The sequence below is a fragment of the Clostridium sp. genome, from assembly GCF_016650035.1.
In the GTDB taxonomy this organism is placed as follows: Bacteria; Bacillota; Clostridia; order Clostridiales; family Clostridiaceae; genus Clostridium_AD.
Window position 1 is genome coordinate 1 of the sequence record NZ_JAENWM010000034.1, and the last position, 12,596, is coordinate 12,596.

Below are 12,596 nucleotides of genomic sequence, written 5' to 3' on the forward strand. Positions count from 1 at the left end.
GCAATAATGCATAAGCTTATAAAATACATATTTGCAATTTTGAAAAACCAAGAAGCTTACCAGTTAAGAGATCCTAAATTGCACCAAAGAATGTACTTAGAAAATAATTCTAGGTCGGTAGCTTAATTTAAAATAAACAATCACTAAATTTACCATTGTTCGTGTTTCTTAATGGTCTTTTTGTTGTGCATTAAAATTGATAACTGTTTTTTTGAATTTATAGTTGACTTTAATTAGCTGGTCTATTATTTTTACTTCGCCTCGTAAAGTCATCCTCAATCTCAGCTTTCCAACTTTCAGTAATTGGCCTACTTGCACGCAGTTCACTGACAACGTTGCTAACTGCCTCATAATTAAGTCTCGTGCCCTCGCCATCAGCATTGTAATTGGCTGCTCTGTCTGAACTAATACCAAATTTTGTAGCTGTTGCGATAGCGTCAATATTAGCCCCTATGAAAATGAATTCCCAGCCGTATTTTTTCTTCTGCCATTCAACCATTTTTTTTATTTTTTCATAATTATATTCATTGCTAGCATTTTCCATTCCATCAGTAGTGATTACGAACATTACCTTATTAGTACGCTCCTCCTCATTAGTATTTCGCTGTACATTCACAATCTTATTAATTGTCTTTCCGATAGCATCTAAAAGTGCAGTGCACCCACAAACAAAGTATTCCTTTTCTGTTATAGGGCGAATACCCTTAACGTTTATTCGATCATGTAAAAGCTCATAGTTGTCATCAAAAAGCACCGTGGTTACAATTGCTTCACCTGGCTCTTCCTTCTGTTTTTTAAGAAGTGCATTGTAGCCTCCTATAGTGTCGCTCTCAAGGCCCGACATAGACCCGCTCCTATCAAGGATAAATACCAATTCTGTTAAGTTTTTTTTCATATTGTTAACCCCCTTCTATATAATTAAAGGATAACAGTATTACGATATTAATTGGTCGCTTTCAAAGCGACAATTATACGCCAAGTAGAACTTGCTCAAAAGCGAACAAGGCCTCATTTATCTTGTAGATGTTGTAATTACCTTCTTCTATGAAATACTCAATAATCACATCAAATTTATTGCTGTGAGACAATGTGTATCCAGCTTTATTTAACAAATCACGTGTTTCATCCAAGCTTAATCTAATAGCTATGGCAAAGGCTATGGATGTGACTTTACTAGGGTTGTAACTTTTAGAGCTCCGGATCTTAGAAAACAGCTTCCGGTCGATATTGGCCTTCTTATAAGTTTCAACATCCGTCATTCCTTTTTCATCAATAAGACGCAGAAGCATTTGTGAAAAAGACTCATCGAGTTGACTGATTACATCCTCAAGGCTACGCTTACCCTGCATCTCGGTTACAACCGGGATACAATTCTCACATTTTATATAATCCTCATTAATATCTTCAAATTGATTGTATTCATAAGACTCTATATTTCTTTGGCTTTCACTAATACGGTGTTCATCAACATAGTTGTCATCAATGTATTTCTCAATTGCTGAAAAAAGTTTTTCACTCAAAACAAAGGCTTTCTTATCATAGACCACCAAATAAACCGTCATTTCATGATTTATTAGAAATTCCCCTATTGCAGTAATTGCTATCTGTAATGCCTTATCTTTCGGATAACCATATATTCCAGATGATATCAGCGGGAAGGCGATAGTTTTGCACTTATACTTCAAAGCAAGTTTCAGTGAATTAATGTAGCAGTTATGTAGCGAATTCGCCTCACCAGAGTTTCCTCCATGCCATATTGGACCAACTGTATGAATGATATGTTTAGCTGGAAGGCTATAGCCACTTGTAATGACAGCTTCTGAAACATTGCATTTTCCAATGGAATCACATTCCTCTTGAAGCTTTTCAGCCCCAGCGGCAGAAAATATTGATCCGCATACTCCACCTCCCATTTTCAGTGTAGTGTTGGCAGCATTTACAATGGTATCTATTTTCATTTTTGTTATATCATTTCGAATTATTAACATCGGCATATTAGTAAGTCTCCTTTCGGACAATCTCTTGCTATATATTTTAATTTATTTAAATATACTACTCACCATCTATTATAATAATATATGGCATAATATTCAAATCCATAAAACAAAAACATTTACTTGATTTCATTTAAAATATTATAAAAAAAGCTAGATAAACCTTATCCAGTTTATCTAGCTTTATATTTTTATACCATGTAATAGTTCATAAAGGTTGTTAGTCATTTATTTTCTACTCGATGTTTCTTCCAGTATACGTATTGTTTTTATTAAGGAATCGGTGAATTCTTCATTAGAAGAGTTTTTGAATATAAGCAAATCATCTTTTATATAAGGGTCATCCAATGCAATCGGAATATCAAAATTAATCCCTTCAATATATTCACTCCAATGCGCAAGTTTCCATGTATCCCTATCAGAATTCCTTTCAATCATTCTTTGCTTTGTTATATCTATTGAAGTTTCTACCCAAATAACGACTAAAGATGCGTTTTTATCTTTTAATATTGTTTTTAGATTTTTGATATAGTTCAAATCTCGTATTTCCTTTGTAAATGGTGCATTAATTAGCACAATATCATCATAATTCAGAGCTTCCAGTGCAAGTGCTACTATTGTTTCGTATTCATAATCACGTATATTTTCATTAAAAAAATCTGAGCTTCTATTGTAGTCTTTACTAGCTGCAACAAAAATCTGTTTCGATAGTTTTATGAGTGTATCTTTATCAAGATAGACAACATGACTTAATGATTCGGCAAGCTTTTTTGCGATATAAGTTTTTCCACTTGCTGGTGGTGACGTTACTAAAATTAGTTTTTTCACAAGAATCCTCTCCTAGCCAAAAATTTTTAAATTTATACAATCTTTCATGTCCACTTATTATACCTCTTTTTTCTGTTTAATATGTTTTTAGGTTGATGTTTTTATTTTAAAAATTCGTAACGTAAGTTACCGTAATATAATATAAAAACTAGTATTATATTATTAAAGAAGTTAATAATATCAATAATACGTTAAACATAAATTTATTAAAAAACAAGGAGGCTTAATTATGGATGCAATAGATTTAATGATGGATGAGCATAAATATATATCACGAGGATTAAAAGTATTTAGGAAATTAAGTATAGAAATATTGAATACTAATATTGTTGATTTTGTATCTTTTGAAAAGATGATTTTATTTGTTAGAAATTACGCCGATAAACATCATCACAATAAGGAAGAGGTTGTCCTATTTAAAAAGCTGGAAACTCAATTAGGTGAAAAGATGGTAAAAGGGCCCTTATCCGGAATGTATATAGAACATGATTTAGGAAGACAACACATTAAACTTTTAGAGGAAGCTCTTTTGAGAGTTAAAAATGGTGACTTAGATTCAAAAGTTGATATAATCGCAAATTCTATATGTTATAGTGATTTATTAACAAGACATATTGATAAAGAAAACAGATTAATATATGCCTTTGCTAGAAGAGCATTAAGTAAGACTGACATGGTCGACATAAACGTAAGTTGTGAAAAACTTGAATCCATAGCAACTGAAAATCACGTGCAAAAGGAATATATAGATGTTTTAGAAATGCTTGAGAAGAAGTATGTTACAGATTAATTGATATACATTACGTTATACTATTAATATTTATATTTATATTAAGGAGGAATTTATAATGAGCAGATTTTTAGCACCAATTCACACTTCATTATTCAATAAAATAAAGGTAACAGAAGATCTAGAAATAAATTTAATAATTTCATTTAAGGAAGTTTACGGAGAAAAAGTAACTGTAATTGTAAATGATATTAATAAAAAGTATGGTAACCCCCTAGAGGATGCCCCTCTTGAGGACTTGATTGACACAGATAACATACATGGATGGCTACAGAATAAAATAGCAGCAGCAGAAACTCGTCAAGCAAAACTTTTAGGAGATTTAATTAATAAATTCGGTGAAAACGCAAAAAAAATTGCCTTTAATGTCTTTGACAATCAAGCTAACAAGTTAGCAAAACAATCAAAAAATATTTATAAAACTACCACAGCTCTTGATATCTATGAGGCACTTAATCTATATATACTTGAAGGTATGCCTTGTGATAATGCAAACAATATAACTATAAAAGACGTTGATGTATTAGAGTGGCAGAATATTAAATGCTTACATAGAGCATATTGGGAGATTGCAGGAGCAAATGTAGATACCTTATATTCTCTTAGATTTTCATGGTTTAAAACTTTTGTAGAAACAATTAATCCTCAATTTACTCATACAGTAAAACCAGAAGGCTCCATTTTCATTCATAGAATCGAAAGAAAATAAAGTGAACCACAAGCTGCTTATAATGGTATATAAGCAGCTTTGGTTTTATCAAGAGGAAATATAATATATTAGATAGTTTTAGAGTCACTCCACTCTCTTGCATATTCCTCCATTATCTTATTAAGTACTTTCCCAATTTTAGAATAAGACTCATCATTAAGATTTGCAAGTGATATTCTGATAGCCCACTCTGGTCCATTGAACCCACTACTGCCGAGTAATACTATGGAAGACTGCTCTGCTAGACGTATAAGAATGTCTACAGGTTTATAATTTTCTTGTAAGTATTGTGCAAACTCCCCATTATAATTTCGGCCTGCCCACTCCAACAAATCAAATTGAGTGTAATAATACGCATCAAAAGGATCTATTGGAAGTTCTATACCCAACCCGTCAAACAAAAGTCTTTTGCGGCGACGGCAAATATTTTTCGTTAACTTTTTATATCTATTTTCTTTATCTACTATAGCAAATAGCGAAAAAAATGCCATTTGAACTTGTTGCGGTGTTGATAACCCTGCAGTATGATTAAGTGCTACTTGACGACTATCGGCTACTATTCTGTCAATAAAAGGTATATTATCTGGCTCAGTAGAAATTCCGCCGTAACGTCTTCTTGCTCTTTCCTTTTTATCTTCATCCTGCTCCTTTAATAATTTATTAAATACATTGTGTTCATACAGTGAAATAGTCCCAAGACGCCAACCTGTTACGCCAAAATATTTTGAATAAGAATATACGCCGATTGTATTGTATGGCAAATCTGCCATTAATGAACGAAACTCATCTACAAAAGTACTATATACATCATCTGAAATAATCATTAAATCCGGATTATCATTGTCAACAATATTTTTTAGCTGATTAACTGTTTCCGGTTTCATTGCAACAGAAGCTGGATTGCTAGGATTAACTATAAATAATGCTTTTATACTTGAATCTCTTATTTTTTCAATTTCTTTTGAAGAATATTGCCAGGTGCGCCTGCCATCTTCGGTGATTTCATCAGCTAAAACTTTTACAACTTCAAAATTATAACGTGGTAAATGTGGTATCTCAAGATAAGGAGTGAAAATTGGTGCCATAAGTGCAATTTTATCTCCCTTTGACAGTATATTGTTTGCAATTAATGTATCAAAAATATAGCACATTGCTGCAGTTGCACCTTCAACCGCAAAGGTCCTAAACTTTCCTTCAAGAGGCTCATTGTAGCATAACTCTTGTATAAGGTAATCATTAACTACACTTTCAATATGAGTTAACATTCTATCAGGCTGTGGATAGTTATCCCCAATTATTCCATCTACTAATTCATGAACCCAGTCATCAGCATTAAACCCTTTCACCGTTACACCATAGTTAATCATTTTACTAAGAAGTTTAATTCCCGAGGCATCTTTATGTGTTTTTGTAAAATCTAAAAACCTTCCAGAAATCCCTTCCTTACTTGGCATTCCAGCTAAGTCGTGATCACTCCATACCCTACGACTTTCTTCAACTGCAAATTGACCAAAAGTGAAAAAGGCTTCCCTTGGGGATGCTGCAATCCAATTAGGATTACCTCTTCCTGCATCCAGTAGTGAGTGTGCACCATTTTTTTTAGATTCCTCTGCAAGATCAATTAATTTATCTTTAAGTTCAAAAGGGCTTATCTTACCATAAACCTCCTCTATTTCTTTACGCTGAAGACTTAATTTATCCATGTCCTTACCTCCAAGTTTAATGCTTTATTTAATTTTATTTCATAATAATGTGATTTTATATATATGTCTCCGTATCTCCAAACATTTGTATCTTCGAAACAAACTTTTCTAGACCTGCAACATCATCAAGTCTAGCCTTCAAAATTTTACAGTATGGCCCAGTAACATGATTAAGATAGTTTTATTTTAACACATTAATTTTACAGTTAACATACATTTAGTAATTCAATATATGATATTCACCTTATTAAATTATTTATCAATATATAAATTCCTAATTAAAAAAAACACCCTGAAAATTAATTCAGAATGTTTATACCTGGATATTCTCTTGACCTCTGAGGTTCTCCTATTGCTAGAAATGTTTTTTTGATAAATATACACTTCCACCAATAATTAGAACTACCATTGATGAGAATATGATGATATCAGCTGAGCTAGTAGTATTAGCACTTGCCTCCACTGTAACATCTTTATTTACTGCCTCATCCTGTATTCCTTGCGGTGGTGTTTTCATCTGACCATCTGCACCTTCAGGTGGTGTTCGCATTTGACCATCTGCATCTTCAGGTGGTGTTCGCACCTGACCGTCTGCATCTTCAGGTGGTGTTCGCACCTGACCGTCTGCATCTTCAGGTGGTGTTCGCACCTGACCGTCTGCATCTTCTGGATTTGCTGGCATTGCTTCAGCAGTACCATCTGCATTTTCTTGCCCCACTTCCACTGGCATTTCTCCCATGCCATCTGGTTTTTGACCCATGCCGCCCCCACCACCAGATCCTGAATTACCTTCACCATTATTAGTGCTTGAGATATCCCCTGAAAGTTGCTGAGCTACATTAGCCACTCTTTTTTGTGCAAAGCTTAATAAACTTAGATTATTACCTTCATCTGTAAATAGTGCTTTTTCAAATTCCTCATATGAATAGAACGCAGTAGGATCTGTTTCAACATAATCCTTTATCATTCCATGTACTGATGAGATTTTTTCATTTAAGTTATCTTCTTCCAAATATCCTTCTGATAGAATTTTAAGATATTCATGATATTTCTCTACATATTCTTCGTTTTTAAAAATTGCTTCTATTAATGGATATTTTGACATTGCGCCAGTTACAGGTTCATCAATTAAATATTCGGTTGCTTCCAAATCAGTTAATCCTGACCCATCAAATCCATTGAAAATCATATTCAAATCCCAAGAAATCCATTCAAAGACTCCATCATTATTGTAAAGATAATAATTATGATACATAGCGCCTTGATAACTATCTGAATGTAATGTCATTGTGCTAACTGCTAAATACTTTAGAAAAGAATCCACATTGAAAATAGAATCTAAATCGCTACCATCCTCTATCGCTTTTATGAGTTTCACCAAATCTTCATTATCATAATCATCCATATTTTCCGGGAACATTCCGGTATAATCCATGCCATCGTCTGAAATATAGGCTAAGTCTGAACCTACTCCCATATCAGGCTTGTACAATTCTCCAGAATCATCACCATAATTATCAGTTAAAAATGAATCATTAACTTGTTCCACAGATAAATATAATCCAGAATACGTACCATTAATAGACAAAGCTACATAAGTAGTTCTAGAGGAAACTGCATCCAAATCATCTAACATTTCATAGCCTAAATATTCTGCCATCATAGATGGATCCTTAAATATATTGTTAAGATTTATTTTTGTTATTCCTAAAAAATCTTGATCTTCTAGATAATAATTGAAATCTACTTTTAAACTGTATCTGTCACTATCCGATTGTGCCACATCTCTTAAGCTAGAATTTCCTTTTGTTCTTATACCAACATCACTAAAAGTATATCCATTATAAGTGATATTTGCCTTCACTATTTCTTCATCCATAGCATTAGTTAACATATCCGCATATACATCTTCATCAATTTGAATATTAACATCTACAACTTCATTATGGGGGAATATAACGCTATCCACAGAAGTATCGCTCTTTATAGAAAACGTACTAATTGGGAAGAGATTCGCTATAATTATTATAACCACTAATACAATGATTGCTACTAAACTTTTAATCCATTTCATAAAAACACCTACCTTCTATCTAACTAGAATATTCACTACTACTAACTAACATTGCGTGAGTAACTGACTCTATTTTTTTCAAATCATTTACAAAACTCATTTCTTCGCCTTTTAATCTTAGTTCAATTGTAAGTTCTATTTGCGAACTATCAACTGTTTTTGATTTTATAAAATATTTAGCTACCTTTGATTTAATATTATTTATAACTTGAATTTCATCAGCTTCATTTGAGAAATTAACTAATAAAATATATGGAGTTTCGTTTTTCAAGTTTAAACTGAATATATAAATAATTATTCCTATTACAAAAGCACCAATTATTGCAAGAAGATAGAAACCTGCACCAGTTACAATACCAGTTGCTATTGCCCAAAACATAAATACTATATCCATAGGGTCTTTAATAGCTGTTCTAAAACGAACAATACTTAAGGCTCCGACCATACCTAATGACAAAACAACATTTGAAGTAACTGCCATTATTACTAGTGACGTGATCATAGTCATCATTACTAAAGACATATTGAAACTTTTTGTATACACCACGCTTTGATAAGTTTTCTTATATATTTGGAAAATAAATAATCCAATTATAAATGCCAATAATAATGTAATTCCTATGCTTGATGCTGATATATCAGTTGAAGCCTCTAAAAAATTATTTTTAAAAATATCTTGAAATGACATATGTATTCCTCCTAAAAATTATAATTATATTTTCTTGAATAAACGTATTTTGATGACGATGATGCCATTACATTCCCAGATTCAATAAGACTTTTTATATAGTCTGGCATAACTCCGTTAAATTTAATCTCCAGTATGTTTTCATTTATACCTAATGCTGGTATATAGCTGATCTTTTCCTCAAATATATTAACTTGATTGATTGATGTTTTTACATTTGTATCAAATGTAATTCTCAAATCTCCGACTGGATGAATAAATGCTACTCTGTTATATTTAACAATTACTTTGGGTTTTATTAAACAATGAGCTAATTGAAAATAGAAATCCTTGTATAAATTCTCTTTTTTCTCTTTTAAAAACTCAAAGTTCCCAGCATAAATATCCTTAACTTCAGATTCCGTTAAACTAACCGATGATTTCATAGTCATCTGATGTATTTTTGATTTTCTTTCAAGCTTTAAAAAACTGGTATCATCATTATAGAAACGTATCCTATATTTATGCCTTATATCATTGCCATTTATTTTTTCTGTGTAAGCCTTATTATTGTAATCGTCAAAATATACGCTGGCGATGCTATATCCTTCTTCAGGACAATTTTTATCTTTCTTGAGCACCTTGCTCAATCTGTTTTTTAATACTAAACAATTTAAATCACTAATTGTATACTTAAGTTCATGCCTTTTTGCTTTTAATAGTTCCACCTTTTGCCCTCCTCCTTCCTTCCTGTTATCCTAAATATACGTTAACTTTGTCACAGTAATATCACAGCATGATTTTTTTTTATTGTAGTCCATGTAATATAGATGTAACATATATAATGTAAGATAAATATACATAAGTATTAATTTTTACTAAATAGGAGTGATTATTTTTATGAAAAAGAAGATTCTTATAGCAGATGATGAAATAAGAATGAGGATATTAATATCCGATTTTTTAATTAATGAAGGTTATGATATTATAGAGGCGGCTGATGGTAAAGATGCTCTAGACAAATTTGTAAATGAGCCTACAATACACCTAGTAATTTTAGATATAATGATGCCTTTTTTAACCGGCTGGGAAGTTTGCGCTAACATTAGAAAAATAAGCAAGGTTCCTGTAATCATGCTAACGGCTAAAAACGCAGAAAATGATGAACTTTATGGTTTTAAAAAAGGAACTGATGAGTATATAAAAAAACCTTTCAGTCCTTCTATTTTAGTTGCTAGAGTTAATGCTTTAATGGATAGAACTTATGGTAACAGCAGTATACTGATAAGCGGTCCCCTGAGAATTGATACTGATAAACATATAGTTAAAGTTAATGGAGATATAATTGATCTAAGTACTACAGAGTATAAATTATTACTTTATATGATAGATAATGAAGGTAATGTACTTTCAAGAGAGCAATTAATAACTAAGGTTTGGGGATATGACTACGATGGCACTGATAGAACTGTAGATACTCATATTAATAGACTTAGGATGAAACTAAAAGAATATGGGAATTATATAAAAACTGTTAGAGGTTACGGATATAAATTTGAGGTGATAGAATGAATTCTATAAAAAAGAAACTTTTTCTCCAAATAGGCTCGCTCATTGTTTTTTTAGTAATACTTTTGCTATTAGCTAATACCTTATTGCTGGAATCCTATTATACTCATAAGCAGAAAAATAAATTAATAGATTATTACACCACTATCAATTCAATTAGTTCAGGTAATTATGATGATAATTTAACACATTTTCTTTCTATTGAAAGTTCTTCAAACGCGGATATTTTAGTTATGAGTGCTTCAGGTGAAAATCTTTATTCCTCCAATGTTTTTTTAGCTGACAGAAAATTACTGGATGAATTGATGGATATTATGAATATTAATAGAGAAGCTTTTACTCCTCCTATTTCAGACCATAAAAATCTTCCCCCTACCCCCACAATAGAAATAACAAAATCCGAAAAAATTAATGATAAAATTAGTTTCATTTGGGCCAGCGACCCTTTTATAACTAATACAAATCTTCTACTATTCGGAAGCTTAGATAATGGGAATATAATAGAATTAAAACTTCCTATTTCAGCAATAAAAACCAATATCAAAGTATCCAATGATTTCTTACTTATAATAGGATTAATTGTATTTGTTATTTCCATGATATTTGCTTACGTTGTTTCAAGTGATTTTACAAAGCCTATAACTGCAATGAATGATGTAACTAAACGTTTGAAACATCTAGATTTTAATACTTCTTGTGAAGTTATTTCAAATGATGAAATAGGACAATTATCCCAGAGCATAAATGAAATGTCCCTAGAATTATCAAAAGCTATAAAAACACTAAACGTTAAAAACACCCAGCTAGAAAAAGAAATCCAAGAAAAAAATCTCTTAGATGAGAAAAGACGTACATTACTTAACAACGTGTCTCATGAATTAAAAACTCCACTTTCAATAATGCAAGGTTATGCTGAAGGACTCAAGCTTAATATTGTAAAAAATAAGAAAAGGTCAAATTTTTATTGTGATGTTATTATTGACGAATCGGTAAAAATGAATAAGTTAGTTGAGAGCCTTTTAAATATTGATCAAATGGAGTTCGGGGACAAAATATTACATAAGTCCTCTTTTGAAATAAATGAATTTATTACTCAAATACTTAATAAATACGTGAAAATTTTCCAAGATAAAAATATAGCTTTTGAAGTTAACACAATAGCTCCTACTTACGTGTTTGGCGATAATTTTATGACTGAAAGGGTATTTGAAAACTATATAACAAATGCTATTAATTACGTGGATGAAAATCTAACCTTAAATATTAGTTTATTTAAGGTAAAAGAACATATCCGAATTGAAGTTTTTAATACTTGCAGTGCAATTGATACAGTGGATTTAGAAAAAATTTGGGATTCCTTTTATAAGTTAGATAAATCAAGAACTAGAGAAAAAGGTGGCCATGGCTTAGGATTGTCCATAGTAAAATCCATTCAAGAAGCTCATAAAAATTCTTTTGGAGTAAAAAATATAGATAATGGAGTATGTTTTTGGTTTGAAATCGATATAAAATGAGATATTCTTAACTTCCCATTTATAGTGCCATATTATTGAAAGGTGAATTTATTCATTGCCAGGTTGGAGTGGAATCAGTTGTTACCAATTACTTATTATAAGAAGAAAAAAACACCATGTATTAGTTGTAGAATCAATACATAGTGTTTTTTTCTTCTTTCTCAATTATGGGAACAAATACTATGAATATGGCTGATTATTTGATATTTGGTGTTTTAACATTCAAAACACTAAATGTTTCACCTTGGTCTGCCCATAGTGCCATGTTAGTATTAGGCGCACAAACAATAATATCAGTTGCGTTAACTACAGCTTTTTCTTCTCCAATTTGTATTGTTCCTTTACCAGAAACAACATAAAAAAACACATCAACAGGAACCTTATGCTGGGCAACTTCATCCCCAGGTTGCAAATTCAAATTCATAACTCTTGTATTATCATGGCTTATAAGTTGTTTAACTACAACGCCTCTCATGTTTTTCTTTCCTTCAATTTCATTCATTCTAATAATATTCATTATATTTTCTCCTTCATACTTTATTATTGGTATTAATAATTATTACTCTTCTACTTTTTCAAAATCTGATTTTGGTACTCCACATAACGGGCAGACCCAATTTTCATCAACATCATAGAATTTTGTTCCAGGAGCCACCCCACCATCACTATCACCTTCTACTGGATCATAAATATAACCACATACTGTACAAACATACTTTTCCATAATAAGCCTCCTTAAAATACAATT

The 12,596-nt window shown here is 31.5% G+C and carries 13 protein-coding genes; 4 read left to right on the forward strand and 9 right to left on the reverse strand.

The window, feature by feature from the left end; translation table 11 throughout:
* Positions 1 to 229: 229 nt before the first annotated feature.
* The 3 genes from JJD95_RS09750 to JJD95_RS09760 form a co-directional block, all read right to left on the reverse strand.
* On the reverse strand, positions 230 to 895 hold the full coding sequence (locus JJD95_RS09750) for a hypothetical protein (RefSeq protein ID WP_291642813.1): 666 nt from the start codon (positions 893 to 895) through the stop codon (positions 230 to 232).
* 73 nt (positions 896 to 968) lie between these two features.
* Positions 969 to 1,994, reverse strand: a complete 1,026-nt coding sequence (locus JJD95_RS09755) for a macro domain-containing protein (protein ID WP_291642815.1) — start codon at positions 1,992 to 1,994, stop codon at positions 969 to 971.
* Positions 1,995 to 2,222: 228 nt separating this feature from the next.
* Positions 2,223 to 2,822 (reverse strand): AAA family ATPase, encoded by a 600-nt coding sequence (locus JJD95_RS09760; RefSeq protein WP_291642817.1) that lies wholly within the window; start codon positions 2,820 to 2,822, stop codon positions 2,223 to 2,225.
* A gap of 229 nt (positions 2,823 to 3,051) precedes the next feature.
* Between JJD95_RS09760 and JJD95_RS09765 the strand changes: the two genes are divergently transcribed.
* Together JJD95_RS09765 and JJD95_RS09770 are read left to right on the forward strand one after the other, a co-directional pair.
* Positions 3,052 to 3,612: a hemerythrin domain-containing protein gene (locus tag JJD95_RS09765; protein WP_291642819.1), complete on the forward strand. Its 561-nt coding sequence runs from the start codon at positions 3,052 to 3,054 to the stop codon at positions 3,610 to 3,612.
* A gap of 58 nt (positions 3,613 to 3,670) precedes the next feature.
* A complete protein-coding gene (locus JJD95_RS09770; RefSeq protein ID WP_291642821.1) occupies positions 3,671 to 4,321 on the forward strand; it encodes a hypothetical protein in 651 nt (216 codons plus the stop codon).
* Positions 4,322 to 4,389: 68 nt separating this feature from the next.
* Here the strand turns inward: JJD95_RS09770 and aspD are convergent, their stop codons facing one another.
* The 4 genes from aspD to JJD95_RS09795 all read right to left on the reverse strand — a co-directional run bounded on the left by aspD (position 4,390) and on the right by JJD95_RS09795 (position 9,493).
* Positions 4,390 to 6,024, reverse strand: coding sequence for an aspartate 4-decarboxylase (gene aspD / locus JJD95_RS09775; protein ID WP_291642823.1), 1,635 nt, complete (start codon positions 6,022 to 6,024; stop codon positions 4,390 to 4,392).
* Positions 6,025 to 6,379: 355 nt separating this feature from the next.
* Entirely contained in the window at positions 6,380 to 8,098 is a 1,719-nt protein-coding gene (locus JJD95_RS09785; protein ID WP_291642825.1) for a CotH kinase family protein, read from the reverse strand.
* 19 nt (positions 8,099 to 8,117) lie between these two features.
* Positions 8,118 to 8,786 (reverse strand): DUF4956 domain-containing protein, encoded by a 669-nt coding sequence (locus tag JJD95_RS09790; RefSeq protein WP_291642826.1) that lies wholly within the window; start codon positions 8,784 to 8,786, stop codon positions 8,118 to 8,120.
* A gap of 11 nt (positions 8,787 to 8,797) precedes the next feature.
* A complete protein-coding gene (locus tag JJD95_RS09795; RefSeq protein ID WP_291642828.1) occupies positions 8,798 to 9,493 on the reverse strand; it encodes a polyphosphate polymerase domain-containing protein in 696 nt (231 codons plus the stop codon).
* A 172-nt stretch (positions 9,494 to 9,665) separates the two neighbouring features.
* On the opposite strand from JJD95_RS09795, the gene JJD95_RS09800 reads away from it, so the two are divergent.
* Positions 9,666 to 10,337, forward strand: a complete 672-nt coding sequence (locus JJD95_RS09800) for a response regulator transcription factor (protein WP_291642831.1) — start codon at positions 9,666 to 9,668, stop codon at positions 10,335 to 10,337.
* Positions 10,334 to 11,848: a HAMP domain-containing sensor histidine kinase gene (locus tag JJD95_RS09805; RefSeq protein ID WP_291642832.1), complete on the forward strand. Its 1,515-nt coding sequence runs from the start codon at positions 10,334 to 10,336 to the stop codon at positions 11,846 to 11,848. Before JJD95_RS09800 ends, JJD95_RS09805 begins: the two co-directional genes overlap by 4 nt.
* 196 nt (positions 11,849 to 12,044) lie before the next feature.
* Here the strand turns inward: JJD95_RS09805 and JJD95_RS09810 are convergent, their stop codons facing one another.
* Both JJD95_RS09810 and rd read right to left on the reverse strand, forming a co-directional pair.
* Positions 12,045 to 12,365, reverse strand: coding sequence for a cupin domain-containing protein (locus tag JJD95_RS09810; RefSeq protein WP_291642834.1), 321 nt, complete (start codon positions 12,363 to 12,365; stop codon positions 12,045 to 12,047).
* A 42-nt stretch (positions 12,366 to 12,407) separates the two neighbouring features.
* Entirely contained in the window at positions 12,408 to 12,572 is a 165-nt protein-coding gene (rd, locus tag JJD95_RS09815; RefSeq protein WP_291642835.1) for a rubredoxin, read from the reverse strand.
* Positions 12,573 to 12,596: the final 24 nt, after the last annotated feature.

Bases quoted from the DNA above. Each gene is read 5' to 3' on its own strand.
- JJD95_RS09750 (WP_291642813.1), bottom strand. From the start codon at position 895: ATGAAAAAAAACTTAACAGAATTGGTATTTATCCTTGATAGGAGCGGG.
- JJD95_RS09755 (WP_291642815.1), bottom strand. From the start codon at position 1,994: ATGCCGATGTTAATAATTCGAAATGATATAACAAAAATGAAAATAGAT.
- JJD95_RS09765 (WP_291642819.1), top strand. From the start codon at position 3,052: ATGGATGCAATAGATTTAATGATGGATGAGCATAAATATATATCACGA.
- JJD95_RS09770 (WP_291642821.1), top strand. From the start codon at position 3,671: ATGAGCAGATTTTTAGCACCAATTCACACTTCATTATTCAATAAAATA.
- aspD (WP_291642823.1), bottom strand. From the start codon at position 6,024: ATGGATAAATTAAGTCTTCAGCGTAAAGAAATAGAGGAGGTTTATGGT.
- JJD95_RS09785 (WP_291642825.1), bottom strand. From the start codon at position 8,098: ATGAAATGGATTAAAAGTTTAGTAGCAATCATTGTATTAGTGGTTATA.
- JJD95_RS09790 (WP_291642826.1), bottom strand. From the start codon at position 8,786: ATGTCATTTCAAGATATTTTTAAAAATAATTTTTTAGAGGCTTCAACT.
- JJD95_RS09800 (WP_291642831.1), top strand. From the start codon at position 9,666: ATGAAAAAGAAGATTCTTATAGCAGATGATGAAATAAGAATGAGGATA.
- JJD95_RS09805 (WP_291642832.1), top strand. From the start codon at position 10,334: ATGAATTCTATAAAAAAGAAACTTTTTCTCCAAATAGGCTCGCTCATT.
- JJD95_RS09810 (WP_291642834.1), bottom strand. From the start codon at position 12,365: ATGAATATTATTAGAATGAATGAAATTGAAGGAAAGAAAAACATGAGA.
- rd (WP_291642835.1), bottom strand. From the start codon at position 12,572: ATGGAAAAGTATGTTTGTACAGTATGTGGTTATATTTATGATCCAGTA.